The sequence below is a fragment of the Georgenia halophila genome, assembly GCF_039541595.1.
The window spans coordinates 310660-329240 of sequence record NZ_BAABGN010000004.1 but is presented as its reverse complement, the minus strand read 5'-3'; the positions used below and the strand labels follow the sequence as shown (position 1 = coordinate 329240).

The window sequence follows — 18581 nt, the reverse complement described above, 5'->3', positions numbered from 1 at the left end:
CCCTGTGACAGCGCTGGGTGAGGAAGGGCTCGCCGTCCCGCCGCGCCCCGCGGTGCGGCCTCAGCCGGTCTGCATCATCTGCTGCATCTCGTCCATCCGTTCCTGGAGCGAGTTCTCGAACTCGGCGAGGCAGCCGTCCTGCGCCTGCTGCGTGATCGCCGAGTCCATGCACTCGGAGTACGCGCTGTACTCGCGCCACAGCACGATCTGCCCGGACATCGTCAGCGCCATGAACGCCGCCACCACGAGCCCGACGGCGAGCACCGCCGGCGTGGCCCCCCGCACCTTGGCGGAACGCACCCGCACGAGGGCGACGATGCCCAGGACGAGCGACCCGACCGCCACGACGGCCGTCACGATCGGGACGGGCCACGGCGGCGCCATGAGCGAGAGGGCGACCGTGATCAGCAGCGCGAGACCGAAGACCCGGACCAGGCGCATCGCCCTCTTCTGGGTCTCCTCGTCGGGTTCCTCGTGCTGGTCTCGGGGCGAGCCGTACGGTCTGCCGGGTGGTGAGGGTGGCGGAGACTGCTGGTCGGGCATGAACCCATCATGTCCCACGAGCCGACTACTCTCGCCCAGGTGATCGACTCCCACTCCGTCACGACGCGCCGTCCGGCCAGGATCGTCGTGCTCGTCTCCGGCGGAGGTTCCAACCTCGCCGCCCTGCTCGAGGCCACCGGTGACGCGGAGTACGGCGCCCAGGTGGTCGCCGTCGGCGCGGACCGAGAAGGTGCTGGCGGGATCGACCTGGCTCGCCGGGCCGGTTTGCCGACCTTCGTCGAGCGGGTCCGCGACCACGACGACCGGGCCGCGTGGGATGTTGCGCTGACCGAGCAGGTTGCCGCGCACGACCCCGACCTCGTCGTCTCGGCCGGGTTCCTCAAGCTCAGCGGACCGCTCTTCCTCGAACGCTTCGAGGACCGCTACCTCAACACGCACAACTCGCTGCTGCCCGCGTTCCCGGGCATGCACGGGCCGCGGGACGCGCTGTCCTACGGCGTCAAGATCACGGGCGCCACGCTCTTCTTCGTCGACGCCGGGGTCGACACCGGCGCCATCGTCGCCCAGGTCGCCGTCCCGGTTCTCGACGACGACGACGTGGAGAGCCTCACCGAACGCATCAAGGCCGCCGAGCGCGGACAGCTCGTCGAGCTGGTGGGGCGGCTGGCCCGGGAGGGCTGGCAGATCGAGGGGCGCAGGGTCCGCATCGGGGCCTGACCCGGTCGACCGCGCCGCTTCACCCGCCCGCCTAGTTCGCTAGAGTGGGTCCCGGCCGTGACTGGCGAGAAGGTGGAGCACACCACCGGGGAGCGGCCGGAACCACCCTGCAGCGCACCGCACGCCTGGGTGCCGGGATCGGGTGCCCGTCCGGGTGCCTGAGCCCCGTCGTCGACACATCCAGGAGCGTCAGTTGACCAGCCAGCCCGCCGGTACCGCCTCGAACCGCGTGCCCGTCCGTCGCGCCCTCGTCTCCGTCTACGACAAGTGCGGGCTGGAGGACCTGGTCCGCGGGCTGCACGAGGCCGGTGTCGAGCTCGTCTCCACCGGCGGCTCCGCCCGGCTCATCACCGAGGTCGGCGTCCCGGTCACCAAGGTCGAGGACCTCACCGGGTTCCCCGAGTGCCTGGACGGGCGGGTCAAGACGCTGCACCCGCGGGTCCACGCCGGCATCCTCGCCGACCGGCGCCTCGAGACCCACGTCAACCAGCTCGCCGACCTCGGCATCGAGCCGTTCGACCTGGTCGTCTCGAACCTCTACCCGTTCACCGAGACCGTGGACTCCGACGCCACCCCGGACGAGTGCGTCGAGCAGATCGACATCGGCGGCCCGTCCATGGTGCGCGCGGCGGCGAAGAACCACCCCTCGGTCGCGATCGTCACCTCACCCGCTCGGTACGCCGACGCCCTCGACGCCGTGGCCGCGGGCGGATTCACCCTCGATCAGCGCAAGCAGCTCGCCGCCGAGGCGTTCGCCCACACCGCGGCCTACGACGTCGCGGTCGCCAACTGGTTCGCCGGGTCCTACGTCGGTGCCGAGGACGGTTGGCCCGACTTCGTCGGCGAGACCTGGGACAAGGGCGAGGCGCTGCGCTACGGCGAGAACCCGCACCAGGCAGCAGCGCTCTACCGCGACACCGCCGGACCCGCCGGCCTCGCCGGCGCCGAGCAGCTCCACGGCAAGGCGATGTCTTACAACAACTACGTCGACACCGATGCCGCACGCCGCGCTGCGTACACCTTCGACGAGCCCGCCGCGGCCGTCATCAAGCACGCCAACCCGTGCGGCATCGCCGTCGGGGCCGACATCGCGGAGGCTCATCGCAAGGCGCACGCCTGCGACCCGGTCTCCGCGTTCGGCGGGGTCATCGCGACGAACCGGCCCGTCACGGTGGAGATGGCGAACCAGGTCGCCGGCGTCTTCACCGAGGTCGTCGTCGCACCCGACTACGAGGACGGCGCGCTGGAGGTCCTCCAGGCGAAGAAGAACATCCGCGTCCTGCGCTGCCCGGCGCCGACGGGGGAGCGGCCCGCGGAGATCCGCCAGATCAGCGGCGGGATCCTCGTGCAGATGCGCGACCACGTCGACGCCGACGGCGACGACCCCTCCACCTGGACGCTCGCTGCAGGCGAGGCCGCCTCTCCCGAGCTGCTCGCCGACCTGGCGTTCGCCTGGAAGGCGTGCCGGTCGGCCAAGTCCAACGCGATCCTCGTCGCCCACGACGGCGCGAGCGTCGGCATCGGCATGGGCCAGGTCAACCGCGTCGACTCCTGCCGCCTCGCCGTCGAACGCGCCAACACCCTCGGCGTGGAGGTCGCCTCAGACGTCGACGGCGCCGGTGGAGCCGAGAACGTCGGTGGGGCCGCTCCGCGGCGCACGCACGGTGCCGTGGCCGCCTCCGACGCGTTCTTCCCGTTCCCCGACGGGCTCCAGGTGCTCCTCGACGCCGGCGTCACCGCCGTCGTCCAGCCGGGTGGGTCGATGCGGGACGACGCCGTGGTGGAGGCCGCGCAGGCCGCCGGGGTCACCATGTACCTCACCGGCACGCGGCACTTCTTCCACTGAGCCGCGGGAACCTGCGTCTCTTCCACTGAGCCGCGGGAACCTGCGTCACGGAACGACCACGGGCGGCGTGGCGGCACGCGTAGCGTCGTGACCGGTCCTGTGGTCGAGGTTGGGAGCCCGGTGTGCATCCTGCGAGCAAGAAGTGCGTCGTCGCCGCGGTGATCCTCGCCGTCGTCGGGTTCACGCTGAGCATCGCGTGGCGGGTCTTCCTCGAACGAGGCATGCCGGCCCTCTGGGGCGAGGTCGGCGGCTACGACAGTCCGAGCGAGGGCTTCTACATGACGATGGCGTGGCTCTCGCCCATGATGGCCTCCGTCGAGCGGGTGCTCCTCACCGTCGCCGGTGCGCTGGTCGGTGCGGCGGTCGTCATCCAGGTGCTCGCACCGCGGATGGAGTCGATCGCCGAGGCGGCCGAGGAGTCCGGCGGGACGGCCGAGGAGCTCGCCGAGGAGGTTCCCGGTGAATTCTCCGGGGAGTTCCGCGAGGCGGCGGACGAGCCGGAGCGCCCGAAGACGACCTACGACCCGCGCAGCTACCGGCGTCCTTGACCGAGTGTCGTAGCCGAACGGACCGTTCGGGGACTGGTGTGTCGGATGTGACTGGGGTGGTACCGCTCGTGCCGGCCCGGAGCCGATTGGTCCGTTCGGCTACGCGCGATCGCGCCAGGCGAGCGCCTTCTTGAGCGGAACGGCCGGGTCGGCGGCCTTCTCGACGTCCAGCGCCGGCCTGGCCCCTCCGACGAGGAGGCGGCGCAACGGCCCGACGTCGCGCGGCCGGTCGGCGGTGAACCCGGCCACCAGGCGCACGGTCGAGCCGGGGCGGTCCTCGACGAAGAGGGCCGTCCACGCCGGACCCGTCGGATCGCCGCGGTAGACGACCCGTGCGCCATCACCGGACCGGCCCACCAGGGTCAGGTGGCGGCCGAACTGGGTCGAGAACACGTACGGCGCCGGCGTCGGCGGCTGCTCGCCGCCGAGCAGACCGGCGACGACGGCGGCGGGCTGGGTCAGCGCGGCGTCCCAGTGCCCGCCGGGCACGGTGCCCAGCCCGGCCACCGTCATGTCCGTGCAGTCGCCGACGGCGCGGACGGACGGTGGCGCGCCGGTCACCCGGCCTGCGGCGTCGACGGGGATCGCGCCGCCCGGCGTGAGCGGGACCGAACCCTCGAGCCATGCGGTCGCCGGCCGCACGCCCGTCGCGGCGAGGACGACGTCGGCCGGCAGCACCTCGCCGCCGGCCAGCTCCACCTCGCCCGGGCGGACGTCGTGGACGGGCGTCGAGCAGCGCAGGTCCACACCTGCCTCCGCGTACCACGGCACCAGGTGCCGCCCGACGGCGGTGCCGACCTGCCGCGCCAACGGCGCCGGCGCCGCCTCCACGACGGTGACGTCGCAGCCCTGGGCCGCGGCGAGTCCGGAGACCTCGGCACCGATCCACCCGGCCCCGACGACGACGAGGCGGCGCCCCGGCCGCAGCAGCCCACGCAGCCGGTCGGCATCGTCGGCCCGGTGCAGCGTGACCGCGCCACGCCAGGAGGACGGGGCGACGGCGTGCGCGCCGACGGCGAGGACGACGACGTCCGCCCGGTACGTCGCGGCCCCAGCCCCGGCTCCCGTCCCGGTCTCGACCGCCTCGACGTCGACCTCGGCCCAGCTCTCGCCGGCACGCATGGCGACGGCCCGGTGGCCGAGCACGACGCGGTCGGCCAGCTCGGTCAAGTCACCGAGCCCGTCGTCGGAGAGCCACCGGGGCTCGGTGCGGGCGAAGAGCTCCTTCGACAGCGGGGGCCGGTCGTACGGCGGCACCGTCTCGGTGCCGACAACCGTGACCTCGCCGGAGAATCCCCGTGCACGGAGCTCGGCGACGGTGCGCAGGCCGGCCAGTCCGGCGCCGAGCACGAGGACCGACCGGGGGACGGGGTGTTCGGGCACCCGTCCACGGTAGCCTCGCAGGCGTGACCAGCACGCGCACCCTCCGCATGACGGCCCTCACCGCCGTCCTGGGCACACTCGTCGCCGTGTGTCTGCTCACCGTCCTGGTCCGGGTGTCCGTCGCGATCGTCGTCCTCGCCGCGGCACTCGCCGCCGCCGGCCTCGTCCGCGCCGTCTCGCCGACTGCCGTCATCCCCGGGGCTCGCTCGCGGGCCTTCGACGTCGCCTTCCTGCTGGTGCTCGCCGCCGCGCTCGGGTACCTCAGCCTCTGGGGGAACGCCACCGTCGTGGGCGGCTGAGGCCCAGTCACCGGAGCCGACGGAACGGCCGGTACCTGGAACCGATATCTTGATGTCGAACAAGCTGCCACCACCGGATGGGATCCGTCTCTTGGCCACGATCATCTATACCCACACAGACGAAGCGCCCATGCTGGCGACCTACTCGTTCCTGCCGATCATCCAGGCCTACGCCTCGACCGCAGGGGTGGAGCTGGAGACGCGCGACATCTCCCTTGCCGGGCGCATCATCGCGCACTTCCCGGAGCACCTCACCGAGGATCAGCGCCTCCCCGACGACCTGAACGAGCTCGGCGAGCTCGCGAAGACGCCGGAGGCCAACATCATCAAGCTGCCCAACATCAGCGCCTCCGTCCCGCAGCTCAAGGCCGCCGTCGCCGAGCTCCAGGCGCAGGGCTACGCCCTCCCGGACTACCCGGACGAGCCCGCCACCGCCGAGGAGAAGGAGATCCGCGCCCGTTACGACAGGGTCAAGGGCAGCGCCGTGAACCCGGTCCTGCGCGAGGGCAACTCCGACCGGCGGGCCCCCGCCTCGGTCAAGGCCTACGCCCGGCAGAACCCGCACTCGATGGGCACGTGGAGCCCCGAGTCGAAGACCGACGTCGCCACCATGGGAGCCGACGACTTCCGGGACAACGAGCAGTCCGTCGTCGTCGCGGCGGACGACACCCTCACCATCCGGCACGTCGCGGAGGACGGCACCACCACCGTGCTCAAAGAGTCACTGCCGGTCCTCGCCGGTGAGGTCGTGGACGGCACCGTGATGCGCGCCGCCGCGCTGGACCGCTTCGTCGCCGAGCAGATCGCGCGGGCGAAGTCCGAGGGCGTCCTGTTCTCCCTGCACCTGAAGGCCACGATGATGAAGGTCTCGGACCCGATCATCTTCGGCCGCGTGGTCCGGGCCTTCCTCCCGGAGGTCTTCGCCACCTACGGCGAGCAGCTCGCCGCGGCGGGCCTCGACCCGAACAACGGGCTCGCCGGCATCCTGTCGGGCCTCGACGCCCTCGAGCCCGAGGTGCGCGACGGCGTCAGGGCCGCGATCGACCGGGGGCTCGCCGAGGGACCGGAGCTCGCGATGGTCGACTCCGACAAGGGCATCAGCAACCTCCACGTGCCCTCCGACGTCATCGTCGACGCCTCCATGCCGGCGATGATCCGCAGCTCCGGCAGGATGTGGGCCCCGGACGGCGAGCAGGCCGACACCCTCGCCGTCATCCCGGACTCGAGCTACGCCGGCGTCTACCAGACCGTCATCGACGACTGCCGCGCGAACGGCGCGTACGACCCCACCACCATGGGCTCGGTGCCCAACGTCGGCCTGATGGCGCAGAAAGCCGAGGAGTACGGCAGCCACGACAAGACCTTCGAGATCGCCGAGACCGGCACCGTCCAGGTGGTCGACGCCGCCGGGAACGTGCTCCTCGAGCACCGCGTGGAGCCCGGCGACCTCTGGCGCGGCTGCCAGACCAAGGACGTACCGATCCGGGACTGGGTCAAGCTCGCCGTCACGCGCGCCCGCGAGACCGGCTCGCCCGCCGTGTTCTGGCTCGACGCGGAGCGTGCCCACGACGCCAAGCTCATCGAGAAGGTCAAGGAGTACCTGCCCGGGCACGACACCTCGGGGCTGCAGATCGAGATCATGTCCCCGGTCGAGGCGACCAGGTTCTCGCTGGAGCGCATCCGCCGCGGCGAGGACACCATCTCCGTCACGGGCAACGTGCTGCGCGACTACCTCACCGACCTCTTCCCGATCCTCGAGGTCGGCACCTCCGCGAAGATGCTCTCGATCGTGCCGCTGATCAACGGCGGCGGCCTGTTCGAGACGGGCGCCGGCGGCTCCGCACCGAAGCACGTGCAGCAGCTGATCGAGGAGAACCACCTGCGGTGGGACAGCCTCGGTGAGTTCCTCGCCCTGACGGCCTCGTTCGAGCACCTGGCGACCTCGACGGGAAACGCGCGCGCCAAGGTGCTCGCAGACACCCTGGACAAGGCGACGGCGACCCTGCTGCTGGAGGGGCGGTCACCCAGCCGCAAGGTCGGCGAGCTCGACAACCGGGGCAGCCACTACTACCTCGCTCGCTACTGGGCGCAGGAGCTGGCGGCGCAGACGGACGACGCCGAGCTGGCGGCCGACTTCGCGGAGGTCGCGCGCACGCTGGTCGAGGGCGAGGAGACGATCAACGCCGAGCTGCTGGGTGTGCAGGGCTCGCCGGTCGACATCGGCGGTTACTACCAGCCCGACGACGAGAAGGCCTCCGCGGTCATGCGACCCTCCGCCACGCTCAACGCGGCGCTCGCCCAGCTCGGCTGAGGAGCCCGTGACCGATGCTGATGACGAGATACCTCTCACCCCACGAAGGAGTGCCTCGATGACCACGAACGTGACCGTGACCGGTGCGGCCGGCCAGATCGGCTACGCCCTGCTGTTCCGGATCGCTTCCGGCCAGCTGCTCGGGCCGGACACGCCCGTGCGGCTCCGGCTGCTGGAGATCCCGCAGGGCGTCAAGGCCGCCGAGGGCACCGCCATGGAGCTCGAGGACTGCGCCTTCCCGCTGCTCGAGGGCATCGACATCTTCGACAACCCCGAGCAGGGGTTCGAGGGTGCCAACGTCGCGCTGCTCGTCGGGGCCCGGCCCCGGGCGAAGGGCATGGAGCGGGGCGACCTGCTCGAGGCCAACGGCGGCATCTTCGGGCCGCAGGGTGAGGCCATCAACGCCCGTGCCGCGGACGACGTCCGGGTGCTCGCGGTGGGCAACCCGGCCAACACCAACGCCCTCATCGCCCAGCAGCACGCCCCCGACGTCCCGGCCGAGCGGTTCACGGCCATGACGCGGCTGGACCACAACCGGGCTCTCAGCCAGCTGGCCGGCAAGACCGGTGCGCCGGTGTCGGAGATCAAGAACCTCACGATCTGGGGCAATCACTCCGCGACCCAGTACCCGGACATCTTCCACGCCACCGTCTCCGGGGAGCCGGCCGCGGGGCTGGTCGACCAGAACTGGCTCGAGGACGACTTCATCCCGACGGTGGCCAAGCGGGGCGCCGCCATCATCGACGCCCGCGGGGCCTCGTCGGCCGCCTCGGCCGCGAACGCCGCCATCGACCACGTCCACGACTGGGTCAACGGCACGTCGGAGGACTCCTGGACGTCCGCGGCCATCGTCTCGGACGGCTCCTACGGCGTCCCGGAGGGTCTGATCTCCTCCTTCCCGGTCTGCTCGAAGGGTGGGTCCTGGGAGATCGTCCAGGGCCTGGAGATCGACGAGTTCTCCCGCGGCAAGATCGACACGTCCGTGCACGAGCTCGTCGAGGAGCGGGACGCCGTCAAGGGCCTCGGCCTGATCTGAGGCGCGAGGGTGGCGCCGGCGGGCATTCGTTGCCGGCGCCGCTCCTGCATCCGCATGACGAGCGAGTGAGTTGCCGGATCCGACCGGAGCCGCTCGTGTCATGCAGCGCATTGCACCAGTACGAAGCGAGGGACCACCTCGCGATGGTCGGTCGGCGCCCGACAGCCCAAGCTTTCGGCGGACCCCGATGGGGTGCCTCGGGTAGCGTACGTACGTGGGTGCGACGAGCATCGACCTCGAACCGCTGGCGGCTGGTCGTGCGGCGCTCGCGCGCGCCGACTGGGCGGAGGCGCGGGCTCGGTTCGAGGAGGCTGTCGCCGCCGGTCAGGCGCCCGAGGCCTGGGAAGGTCTGGGGCGCGCGGCCTGGTGGCAGGGCGATCAAGAGGCGACGTTCTCGGCTCGTCGGCGCGCCTATCGCGCGTACCGCGGCGTCGAGGACGTGCGCGGCGCGGCACGGATGGCGATGTGGATCGCCTCCGACCACCTCGACTTCCGCGGGGACGATGCGGTCGCGTCCGCGTGGGTGCGCCGCGGACGGGCGCTGGTCGACGACGTCGGCCCCTGCTCCGAGACGGGCTACCTCCTCCTGATCGAGGCCGACCTCGCCCTCGCGCGGTCCGATCCTCGAACCGCCGAGCGCCGGTCCCGCGAGGCACTGCAGGTCGCGCACGAGATCGGCGACATCGGCGTCGAGGTCGTCGCCCTCGCGACCCTCGGCTGGGCGTTGGTGGCGTCCGGCACGAGCGAGAACGGGTTCGAGCGCCTCGACGAGTCCGCGGCACTGGCAGTGGGGGAGGAGTTCCTCGAGACGGCGTCCCCGGGCTGGGCGCTGTGCCACACGGTGTCGGCATGCGCCGAGGCCGGCGACTTCAGGCGGGCGGAACAGTGGTGTCGGGTGCTGCACGCATGGTCGACGACGTGGCGGTCCCGCCACTTCTTCGGCGTCTGCCGTACGGCGTACGGCGACGTGCTGGCGACGGGCGGTCAGTGGCTCCCGGCCGAGCAGGAGCTCCGCACCGCCATGGCCGACGTTCGGGCGATGCGTCCCGCGCTCGCCGCGCCGACGGCCGTCCGCCTCGGTCGGCTCCGGGTGCGTCAGGGCGACGTCGACGAGGCACGTGTCTTGTTCGAGGCGGCGCTGCCGCTGCCGCAGGCGATCCTCGCGCTCGGGGAGCTGGAACTCGCTCGTGGCGACGCCATGGCGGCCCTGGAGGCCGCCGATCGCGTTCTGCGACGCCTGGGTGCAGCGAGCGTGCTGGATCGCTTCCCAGCGCTGGAGCTGCTCGCGCGCGCCCGCGCGGCAGCGGGAGACCACGAGGCCGCGAACGCGGCGGCGGAACGCCTCGAGCGCGATGCGGAGCTGGTGTCCACGCCGTACATGCGCGGGCGTAGCCGCATGGTTCGCGCGCAGGTCTCCTTGGCAGCCACCGAGCATGATGACGCGCGCCGGGCGGCAGAGGACGCCATAGATCTCTTCGGTGAGTGCGCGGCGCCGTACGAGACGGCCGAGGCACGGCTGGTGCTGGCCTCCACATTCGCGAACCTGGGCCGGCACGAGCAGGCGGACGGACAGGAGCGTGCGGCCCGGGAGGCGTTCGCTCTCCTGGGAGCAAGCCCGAACGCCGGCCGCCGCGCCGCTCACGACGAGCTGAGCCTCCGGGAGGTCGAGATCTTGCGCCTCGTCGCGCACGGCCGCAGCGACGCCCAGATCGCCGAACGGCTGTTCCTCAGCACCCACACGGTGCATCGGCACATCGCGAACATTCGTACCAAGCTGGGCGTGTCCTCACGTGCGGCGGCGGTCGGTCAGGCCGCACGGCACGGCCTGCTATGACCGGCGCTGGCCGGATTCGGCCATCGCGTCGGATGGCCCGTTCCGGGGAAGTTGCGCGGGGCGGCTGCGCCGGAGACTGAGCTCATGACCGAGATCACGGCCACGGCCGCCAGCGTCGACGAGCTCCGCTTCCGCCTCCAGGGCGGCCTGCACGGCCCGGGCGACGACTACTACGAGGACAGCTGCACGCTGTTCAACACGATGATCGAGCGCAGGCCCCGCGTGGTCGCCGAGTGCGTGACCGTTGACGATGTCGTGGCGGTCCTGGCCTTCGCCGGCGAGCACGGGTTGCCGATCGCCGTCCGTGCCGGCGGACATTCGGTAGCGGGCCGCTCGCTGTGCGACGACGGCGTCGTGGTCGACGTTCGGCGCATCGCCGACGTCGACATCGATGTCGGGCGACGTCTCGCACGCGTCGGCGGCGGCGCGATCAGCTCCGACGTCGATCGTGCGGCGCAGGTCCACGGGCTCGCAACGACGGGCGGGCGGGTGTCGACGACCGGAACGGCAGGGCTGACGCTCGGCGGTGGCTCGGGGTGGCTGGAGCGCAAGTACGGCCTCGCGTGCGACAACCTCGTCGGCGCCGAGATGGTCACCTGGGACGGCCGGATCGTCCGGGCGTCGGAGGACGAGAACCGGGACCTGCTCTGGGCGCTCCGGGGCGGCGGCGGTGGCTTCGGCGTCGTGACCACGCTCGAGCTGGCGCTGCATCCCGTCGGCCCGGAGGTCTTCGCCGGGGAGACGCTGTTCCCGGCCTCCCGGGCCGGCGAGGTTCTCCGTGCGTTCCGGGACGTCATGAACAAGGCTCCAGACGAGCTGTCGCTCGCGTACGCCCTGGCAACCGCCCCCGACGACGATACGGTTCCGGCCAACCTGCGAGGCTCGGCCGTCGTCGACGTCCTCGGGATGTGGGCGGGGAGCATGGCCGACGGGGAGCAGGCGCTCGCGCCGATCCGGGCGCTCCATCCGGACGCGGACTCCTTCGGTCCGACGGCGTACGCCGACTTCCAGTGCTCGGTGGATGACCCGCCGGGGTACCGCAACTACTGGACGGCGGAGAACGTCGTCGACCTCCCGGACGAGGCGATCGACGAGTTGGTGCACCGGGCGACGGACCTGCCCGCGGGACCGTCGCAGCTGTTCATCGTCGCCTGGGGCGGAGCCGTACCCCGCTTCGGCCACGAGCATTCACCGCTGGCCGGCCGCGAGTCGCGCTTCGTCGTCCACCCGCTCATGATGTGGCAGGACCCGGCCGACGACGAGAGCAACCGCGCGATCGCACGAGCGCTACGCCAGGCTGTACAGCCCTGGTCGACGGGCGCGGCCTACCCGAACTTCCTCGGCGAAGAAGGGCACACACGCATGAGATCGGCCTACGGGACGAGCGCCCCGCGCCTCGCCGCGGTGAAACGCCGCTGGGATCCGCACGACGTCTTCCGGACACACCAGGCGATCTCCGCGAGCGGGTCGCTCTGACTTGCTGCGGAAGTTCAACCAAGGCACGTAGGCCCGCTCTGCGAGGGCCAAGTCGGGGCCGGCTGTGTCGGTGTCGAACCCAAGGCCGGCTGTCGAGACCTCCGACGCCCCGGTCCGCTCGAAGGGTGGGTCCTGGGAGATCGTCCAGGACCTGGAGATCGACGAGTTCTCCCGCGGCAAGGACGAGCCGTCCGTGCAGGAGCTCGTCGAGGAGCGGGACGCCGTCAAGGGCCTCGGTCTGGTCGAGGTCTTCTCAGACCCTCTGGTCGACCGATCCCTGCGGGCCCACCGCCAGATAGCGGTAGGTCCCGTCCTGAGCCTGGGTCAGCGTGAAGTCGCCCGTCTCGTGGGCGACCTGCCACATGCGCCCGGTCATCCGGCGCAGCACGTCGGCGCGGGCGGGATCGTCCACCAGGTTGGTCTGTTCCGTCGGGTCGGCCTCGAGGTCGTAGAGCTCGTCGAAGTCGAACGCGTTGAACACGTACTTCCACCGGTCCTGCCAGACCAGCCGCTGCGTGTAGGAGAACCGCTGGCCGTGCAGCTCGGCGAACGCCGTGGTCCTCGGCGGTTCGTCACCGCCGGTCAGCCGCGGCATGAGGTCGACAGCGTGGCCGTCGAGGCCCGGACCGGCGAGGCGCGCCAGCGTCTCGGCGACGTCGTGGCTCTGGGCGAGGTCGTCGATGACCTGGCCGGGGGCGATGGCCGCCGGCCAGCTGACGACCAGCGGTACGCGATAGACCTCCTCGAACCCCGGGACGCCCTTGAGGAGCAGCCGGTGCGCGCCCATGAGGTCGCCATGGTCGGAGGTGTAGACCACGAGCGTGTTCTCTAGTTCTCCGGCGGCATCGATCCGGTCCAGGAGCCGGCCCACCTGCCCGTCGACCATGCTGCAGAGCGCGTAGTAGCAGGCGGTGGCGGCGCGGAAGTCGTCGGCGGTCAGGTCCGCCCAGACACCTTGCTGCCGTCGGTAGATGGCCGGTCGGTCGGCGAGGTCGTCGTCGAAACTGTCCGGCAGCTCGATCGCCTCGGGCCGGTAGCGGTCCAGGTACGGGCGCGGCACGACGTACGGCTCGTGGGGCGCCTTGGTGCTGACCATCAGCGCCCACGGGGTGTCGCCGTCGCACGCCTCGTCGAGGAAGCCGAGAGCGTTCGAGACGGTGAAGTGCTCCAGGGTGCTCTCGACAGGCTCGTCGGTGACGCCGTAGAGGGGGAGGTCGCGGTAGCCGGGGTGGGTGAGCGTGTGCGAGAGCTCGCCGAGGACCGGCTTGCCGGCGAGCCCCAGTGCGGCGCGGTGGGCGCGGTAGTCCGCCTCGTGGTCGCGGTACGCGTGCGAATGGTCGAACCCGAACCGGGCCATGTCGTAGCTGCGCTCGACGTGCCACTTGCCGTAGTAGCCGGTCCGGTAGCCGGCGTCGTGCAGACGATGGCTCCACATCGGCAGGCCGTCCGCGAGGTCGGCCCGGTAGGGCGGGACGGTGTGCTCGACGTCGACCATGCCGTGCTGGTGCGGGAGGAGTCCCGTCATGAAGCTGGCGCGTGCGGGTGAGCACACCGGGTTGGGTGTGTAGCAGCGGGTGAACCTGGCGCCCGCAGCGGCCAGGCGGTCGAGGTTCGGCGTCTCGCAAGGTCCGTCCGGGTCGAGCGTCGACGCCTGCTGCTGGTCGCTCATGACGACCAGAACGTTCGGTCGGTCGGTCACGACGGACGTGCCTCCTCCTGGGTCGCCTGCTGCAGCCGTGCCGCGCGGGAGCGGAGGTCGTCGAAGTGCTCCTGCATCCGGGCGACGCTGGCTGCGGCGTCGCCATCCTGAAGCGCGCGGACGATGGTCAGATGTGCTTCGCCACGATCGTGCTCGGGCGCCGGGATGGCGTCCCCGAGCCGGCTGTACAGCTCCCAGAAGAGCTCGATGAGGTTGTCGACGAGCGGGTTGTGGAGCGGCTGGTAGAGCGAGAGGTGGAACGCCCGGTCAACCTCGGCGTAGGACTTCCCCTGGGCCTCGAGCCTGCTCATCTCGGTGGCGAGCTCCGCGCAGCGGGTCAGGTCCTCCTGGACACCGAGCCGGACGAGCGCGGGCATCAGGCCCGTCTCCATCGCCTCACGGGCGGTGAGGATCTCGTCCAACGCACGTCCCGAGTCGGCAAGGCCGTACGGAAGCTGTTCGATGACCGGCCGGAACGAGAACTCGGCGACGAACAGCCCGTTGCCTGGCTGCGCCTCGATGACCCCGAGGGTCTGCAGGCTGCGGGTGGCCTCGCGCAGGGACATCCGGCTGACACCGAGCTCGGTCGCGAGGGTGGCCTCGGGCGGCAACCGGTCCCCGGGTCGGAGGTTGCCCTCGCGGATGAAAGCACGTAGCCGGTCCTGCGCGTGCCGGTAGAGCGAGCCCCGCTTCATGCCGTGCTCGGCTCGTCGGCGGTCTCGCCGGCTGCCTCCAGCGCGGTGCGTAGGCCGGGCAGCAGCGCGGCCACCGCGTCGTGGTCGGCCTCTGCGAGTGGCCCGTAGGGGTTCCGCGGCGGTCCGCAGTCCGGTCCGAGGCGGTTCATGACCTCCTTGACGAACCCGAGCCCGCCGTGGCGGCCGCTCGCCGAGGCGATGTCCCGGAACGGCCGGTGCAGCTCGAGGGCGAGGTCGTGCTCACCACGGTCGAAGGCCTCGGTGACCTGGTGCGCCACCGGGGCGAGGCCGTTGTAGAGGCTACCGATGACGGCGCGTGCGCCGAACGCCAGCCCGGCCGGCAGCAGCTCGTCCTGGCCGAGGAAGACCTCTATGCCGTCGAGCGAGCGAATCCGGTCGTACTCCAGCAGGTCGCTGTCGGTGAACTTGACGCTCCGCAGGGTCGGGATGGCGGCGGCACCGCGCGCGGTGACCTCGCTCGGAGGATGCGTCGAGCCGGTCATCCCGGGGATGTGGTAATAGCACAGCGGCGTCGCAGGGGCGGCCTTCGCGACCTCCTCCAGATGCCGCAGCACGAGTGCGACGGTCGGCGCCTCGCCGTAGTAGGGGGCGACCGAGGCGACGAAGTCGGCCCCGTGCTCCTCGGCCTGGGCGGCGAGTTCCGCGACTCCGGCGAGGTCGGTCCCACCGACGTGGACGCCGAGCCGGAGCCCTTCGGGACGGGCGTACGACCAGGCCCTGACGAGATCGAGACGCTCGCGGACGGACAGCGCCGGAAACTCCCCGGTGGTGCCGCAAACGAACGCGCCGCGGACCCCGGTCGCCCGTAGGTGGGCGGCCTGGCGAGGGACGACCGACGTGTCGAGGCGGCCCTCGTCGTCGAAGGGTGTGGGCACCGCGGCCCAGATCTCGAGTCGGCTCATGACTTTGAGGCACCTTCCGTGAGGCCCGCAACGATGTAGCGCTGCAGGAAGACGAACGCGAGGATCACCGGCACGGCGACGGCGACGGAGACCGCCATCAGATCGTTCCACCTTGTCCCGAACGCCGTGGTCAGCCGGGCGAGCACGACGGTGATCGGCTGGAGCCGCTCGTCGGGGGCGAGTGCGAGTCCGAACACGAACTCGCCCCACGCCTGGAGGAAGCTGACGACGGCCACGGTGATGATGCCCGGCGTGCTCAGCGGCACCGCGATCCGCCAGAACGCTGACCCCTGGGTGCAGCCGTCGATGGTCGCCGCCTCGATGACCTCGCCTGGCAGGTTCAGGAAGTACGGGCGCAGGAGCGTCACCGCCAGCGGGATCGCGAGCGAGCAGTTCGCGACGATCAGCCCGACGTAGGAGTTCACGAGGCCGACGCTGCTGAACAGCACGAACATCGGCAGCGCGAGGTTGACCGATGGAACCATCTGCACGATCAGGAAGAGCATCAGGACCACCGGCATGAGCCGGATGCGCAGCCGCGCCAACCCGTAGGCCGCGGGCAGTGCGACGAGCAGCGTGACTACGGTCGTTCCCACGGCGATGATGAAGCTGTTGAGCATCCCGCGTGCCACGTCGACGTCGGCGAAGACCACCTGGGTGTACGAGATGAGCGTCGGCGGCAGCGGCACCAAGTCCGGCGGTACAGCGAAGATGTCGCTCGACATCTTGAACGAGGTGTTCAGCATCCAGTAGATGGGGATCAGGTAGACGACAGTGACGGCGAGCGCGAGTATCGGCAGCCATCGAGTCGAGCGCCGTGGCTGTCCGGGCCGGCGGTCGGTTCGCTGCACGATCTGCTGTCGCGACCGCCCTTCGGGCCGCTGTCCGGTCTGGGCGTTGCTCATGCCGTCTCCTCGGACCTGAGCGCGCGGAAGTACAGGATCGACATTGCGATCGGCACCACCAGCAGCGTCGTCGTCGCGACGGCCGCCGTGTCGAATCGGGAGTACTCGAAGGCCTCGTTGTACGCGTAGACCGGGAGGATCTCGGTAGCGCCGCCCGGCCCTCCGCCGGTCATCAGGAAGATCGTGTCGAAGGTCTTGAACGTGAAGATGAAGACCAGCAGGGCCGTAGTGAGGCTCACTGGGCGCAGCAGCGGGAACGTGAGGCTACGGAACTGCTGCCAGGGTGAGGCGCCGTCGATCCGCGCCGCCTCGTAGAGGTTTTGGGGGATGCCCTGCAGGCCGGCCGAGAGCAGGATCATCGCCAGCGGGCCGAAGCTCCAGGCCGTCGCGACGATGACGGCAAGGACCGCCGTGTTCGGCTCGCCCAGCCAGAACACGTCGCCGTGGATGAGTTCGAGCTCTCGAAGCACGGCGTTGAGAAGCCCGTAGCTGCCGTCGAGCAGCCACCTCCACACGTTCGCGCTGACGACGGTCGGCAGCACCCATGCGAGCAGGATCAGCGCACGCATGGCGGTTCCGCCCTGGAACGGCTTCCGGAAGAGAAGCGCCATCCCGAGACCCATCGCAAACGTGAGGGCGACGGTGCCGAACGAGTAGACGAGTGAGATTCGAAACGCGTGCCAGAACTCCGGGCGCCCGAACTGGTCGGCATAGTTGTCGAGGCCCACCCAGCTGGCACCGCCCTGGGTAACCTCCCGTAGGCCGACGTCGAAGAAGCTCTGGGCGATGTTGTACAGCAGCGGGTAGATCACCGTGAGCAGGACGAACACGACGGCGGGCGACAGGAAGAGGTGATTGGCCAGCGTGCGCCGCACCTGACGGCGGGGAACGCGCCGCCTCGTCACGTTCCCCGACGCCGGTACCGATCCGCTCCGCAGCAGGATGCTCACGACGAAGCGGAGAGGATCTCGTCGATCCGGGCCTGCGCGTCGGCGGCGGCGTCCTCAGGGCTCTTGGAACCACTGATCGTGGCCTGCATCGCTTCCTGCACCGCGGCCAGGACCTCGTTCGAGTGCGTCGCCAGCTCGCCCTGGGGCGCCCACGCGTTCTCGAGCTCCTCGGCGAACGTCTGGCGCACCGGGTCCTCGACCGCGCCGGGGACGTCGTCGCGGGCCGGCAGCTTGTTGCGCTTGGGAAGGTACTCCTCCAGGACCTCCGGCTGCTGCAGGTGGGCGATGAGGTCCCAAGCCGCGTCGGCGTCGCCGCTGCCGGCGCCGATGGCGAGATTCTCCGCCGAGAGGAAGGTTCGGCTCACCTCGTCGGTCGGCATGGGCACGACGTCCCAGTTGAGGTCGGGCGCCTCCTCGCGGAGGATGTTGACGTAGGTCGCGGAGTTGATCATCATCGCGGCCTGCCCGGTGGCGAACTGGTTCTTCGCGTCCTCCTCGCTCCAGGTGAGGAAACCCTGCGAGAGTCCGCCGTTGTCGACCATCGTCTGGAAGGACCCGAGCGCTTCGGGGCCGCCGTCGCTGAACTGCTCCAGCGAACCGCCTGCCGCCAGCGTGCGCAGCAGGATGCCGGTCGCTCCCTCTGCGCCCTCGCGGCCGCAGATGGCGATGCCGTGCGACGTGTGCTCGGAGAGCTCCGCGGCCGCCTGCTCCATCTCGGCCCAGGTCTCGGGGGGCTCGACGCCCGCCTCGTCGAGCAGGTCCTGGTTGTAGTAGACGGCGTAATCGTCCGCCACATGCGGGATGCCGTACGTCGATCCGTCGACCTGCGTGGTCGCCCAGCTGGTCTCGTAGTAGGCGTCTTCCTCGCCCCACTTCTCGACGCGGTCGCTGAGGTCCTCGATGATTCCGGCCTCGGCCATCGCGTGAGTGTCGAAGGCGTTGATCAGAGCGATGTCGGGCACCTCTCCCGTCGCCGCAGCCTGCTGCAGCGTGCGGTTGAAGTCAGGAAACGGGATATGCCGGACGTCGATCTCGACCTCGTCGTGATCCTCGTCGTAGGCCTCGAGCACGTTGGTGAGGGGGATGCCGTGGGGGTCGGCGTAGTAGTGCCAGAAGCTGATCGTGCCGTCGCCTTCCGGCGTGGCTTCTTCGGTGTTCTCGCCTCCACCGCCGAAGCTGCCGCATGCCGTGAGGGACAACGCGACGAGACCGCCGAGAGCGGTCCTGGCGCCGATCGAGCGGGGCCGGGTGTTCGTCTGAGACATGATCTACCACCGTCCTTGGGGGTCGTCGAGGACGAAGTTATCAGATATCAGATGTCTCCCACAAGACCTGGCCAGATGCTGTACGTCCGACGGCGGTCGGTCCCGATCGCCATGGCCCCGAACTCCTTGACACGTGATCCGGGTCACTCCATAGTTCTCCGTGAGAGCCGCGTTCGCCGCAAAGTCGCGT

16 protein-coding genes, 1 pseudogene and 1 riboswitch are annotated in these 18581 nt (G+C 70.8%); of the genes and pseudogenes, 9 read left to right on the top strand and 8 right to left on the bottom strand.

The genetic code is table 11. The features are described from left to right. Positions 1-60: 60 nt before the first annotated feature. On the bottom strand, positions 61-543 hold the full coding sequence (locus ABD907_RS06815) for a hypothetical protein (RefSeq protein WP_345214994.1): 483 nt from the start codon (positions 541-543) through the stop codon (positions 61-63). 42 nt (positions 544-585) lie between these two features. Here ABD907_RS06815 and purN point away from each other — a divergent pair, with 42 nt between their 5' ends. The 3 genes from purN (at position 586) to ABD907_RS06800 (ending at position 3615) form a co-directional block, all read left to right on the top strand. After that, positions 586-1221: a phosphoribosylglycinamide formyltransferase gene (gene purN, locus ABD907_RS06810; RefSeq protein ID WP_486334053.1), complete on the top strand. Its 636-nt coding sequence runs from the start codon at positions 586-588 to the stop codon at positions 1219-1221. A gap of 47 nt (positions 1222-1268) precedes the next feature. Beyond that, a riboswitch (ZMP/ZTP riboswitch) is annotated at positions 1269-1359 on the top strand. Between the two features lie 55 nt (positions 1360-1414). After that, on the top strand, positions 1415-3067 hold the full coding sequence (gene purH / locus ABD907_RS06805; RefSeq protein WP_345214992.1) for a bifunctional phosphoribosylaminoimidazolecarboxamide formyltransferase/IMP cyclohydrolase: 1653 nt from the start codon (positions 1415-1417) through the stop codon (positions 3065-3067). Between the two features lie 122 nt (positions 3068-3189). Beyond that, positions 3190-3615 (top strand): hypothetical protein, encoded by a 426-nt coding sequence (locus ABD907_RS06800; RefSeq protein WP_345214991.1) that lies wholly within the window; start codon positions 3190-3192, stop codon positions 3613-3615. Between the two features lie 99 nt (positions 3616-3714). Here the strand turns inward: ABD907_RS06800 and ABD907_RS06795 are convergent, their stop codons facing one another. Further along, on the bottom strand, positions 3715-4998 hold the full coding sequence (locus tag ABD907_RS06795; RefSeq protein ID WP_345214990.1) for an NAD(P)/FAD-dependent oxidoreductase: 1284 nt from the start codon (positions 4996-4998) through the stop codon (positions 3715-3717). A gap of 23 nt (positions 4999-5021) precedes the next feature. Here ABD907_RS06795 and ABD907_RS06790 point away from each other — a divergent pair, with 23 nt between their 5' ends. The 6 genes and pseudogenes from ABD907_RS06790 to ABD907_RS21230 form a co-directional block, all read left to right on the top strand. Next, the gene (locus ABD907_RS06790; RefSeq protein ID WP_345214989.1) at positions 5022-5297 is read left to right on the top strand and encodes a DUF3017 domain-containing protein; all 276 of its coding nucleotides are present in this window, start codon (positions 5022-5024) and stop codon (positions 5295-5297) included. A gap of 91 nt (positions 5298-5388) precedes the next feature. After that, positions 5389-7608, top strand: coding sequence for an NADP-dependent isocitrate dehydrogenase (locus ABD907_RS06785; protein ID WP_345214988.1), 2220 nt, complete (start codon positions 5389-5391; stop codon positions 7606-7608). Between the two features lie 58 nt (positions 7609-7666). Then, positions 7667-8644 carry a malate dehydrogenase gene (locus ABD907_RS06780; protein WP_345214987.1) on the top strand — a complete coding sequence of 326 codons (978 nt, stop codon included), beginning with the start codon at positions 7667-7669 and terminating at the stop codon, positions 8642-8644. A 214-nt stretch (positions 8645-8858) separates the two neighbouring features. Beyond that, the gene (locus ABD907_RS06775) at positions 8859-10478 is read left to right on the top strand and encodes a LuxR C-terminal-related transcriptional regulator (RefSeq protein WP_345214986.1); all 1620 of its coding nucleotides are present in this window, start codon (positions 8859-8861) and stop codon (positions 10476-10478) included. A gap of 84 nt (positions 10479-10562) precedes the next feature. Beyond that, a complete protein-coding gene (locus tag ABD907_RS06770; RefSeq protein WP_345214985.1) occupies positions 10563-11954 on the top strand; it encodes an FAD-binding oxidoreductase in 1392 nt (463 codons plus the stop codon). 100 nt (positions 11955-12054) lie between these two features. Beyond that, positions 12055-12198: pseudogene (locus ABD907_RS21230) on the top strand (malate dehydrogenase); the annotation flags it as partial. Between the two features lie 9 nt (positions 12199-12207). Here ABD907_RS21230 and ABD907_RS06760 read toward each other — a convergent pair. From ABD907_RS06760 to ABD907_RS06735, 6 genes are read right to left on the bottom strand one after another with little or no spacing between them, the layout of a single operon-like run. Then, entirely contained in the window at positions 12208-13653 is a 1446-nt protein-coding gene (locus ABD907_RS06760) for a sulfatase-like hydrolase/transferase (RefSeq protein WP_345214984.1), read from the bottom strand. Then, positions 13650-14348 carry a FadR/GntR family transcriptional regulator gene (locus tag ABD907_RS06755; RefSeq protein WP_345214983.1) on the bottom strand — a complete coding sequence of 233 codons (699 nt, stop codon included), beginning with the start codon at positions 14346-14348 and terminating at the stop codon, positions 13650-13652. Before ABD907_RS06755 ends, ABD907_RS06760 begins: the two co-directional genes overlap by 4 nt. Then, positions 14345-15271, bottom strand: coding sequence for a dihydrodipicolinate synthase family protein (locus ABD907_RS06750; protein ID WP_345214982.1), 927 nt, complete (start codon positions 15269-15271; stop codon positions 14345-14347). The genes ABD907_RS06755 and ABD907_RS06750 overlap by 4 nt, the downstream gene beginning before the upstream one ends. After that, positions 15268-16176, bottom strand: coding sequence for a carbohydrate ABC transporter permease (locus ABD907_RS06745; protein WP_345214981.1), 909 nt, complete (start codon positions 16174-16176; stop codon positions 15268-15270). Before ABD907_RS06745 ends, ABD907_RS06750 begins: the two co-directional genes overlap by 4 nt. After that, entirely contained in the window at positions 16173-17126 is a 954-nt protein-coding gene (locus ABD907_RS06740; RefSeq protein WP_345214980.1) for a carbohydrate ABC transporter permease, read from the bottom strand. The genes ABD907_RS06745 and ABD907_RS06740 overlap by 4 nt, the downstream gene beginning before the upstream one ends. Continuing rightward, positions 17123-18391 (bottom strand): ABC transporter substrate-binding protein, encoded by a 1269-nt coding sequence (locus tag ABD907_RS06735; protein WP_345214979.1) that lies wholly within the window; start codon positions 18389-18391, stop codon positions 17123-17125. The genes ABD907_RS06740 and ABD907_RS06735 overlap by 4 nt, the downstream gene beginning before the upstream one ends. Positions 18392-18581 lie beyond the last annotated feature (190 nt).

What these genes read in the sequence shown, in the direction of transcription:
- ABD907_RS06745 (WP_345214981.1), bottom strand. Translation starts at nt 16,176, where the DNA reads ATGAGCAACGCCCAGACCGGACAGCGGCCCGAAGGGCGGTCGCGACAG.
- ABD907_RS06780 (WP_345214987.1), top strand. Translation starts at nt 7,667, where the DNA reads ATGACCACGAACGTGACCGTGACCGGTGCGGCCGGCCAGATCGGCTAC.
- ABD907_RS06750 (WP_345214982.1), bottom strand. Translation starts at nt 15,271, where the DNA reads ATGAGCCGACTCGAGATCTGGGCCGCGGTGCCCACACCCTTCGACGAC.
- ABD907_RS06755 (WP_345214983.1), bottom strand. Translation starts at nt 14,348, where the DNA reads ATGAAGCGGGGCTCGCTCTACCGGCACGCGCAGGACCGGCTACGTGCT.
- ABD907_RS06815 (WP_345214994.1), bottom strand. Translation starts at nt 543, where the DNA reads ATGCCCGACCAGCAGTCTCCGCCACCCTCACCACCCGGCAGACCGTAC.
- ABD907_RS06770 (WP_345214985.1), top strand. Translation starts at nt 10,563, where the DNA reads ATGACCGAGATCACGGCCACGGCCGCCAGCGTCGACGAGCTCCGCTTC.
- ABD907_RS06735 (WP_345214979.1), bottom strand. Translation starts at nt 18,391, where the DNA reads ATGTCTCAGACGAACACCCGGCCCCGCTCGATCGGCGCCAGGACCGCT.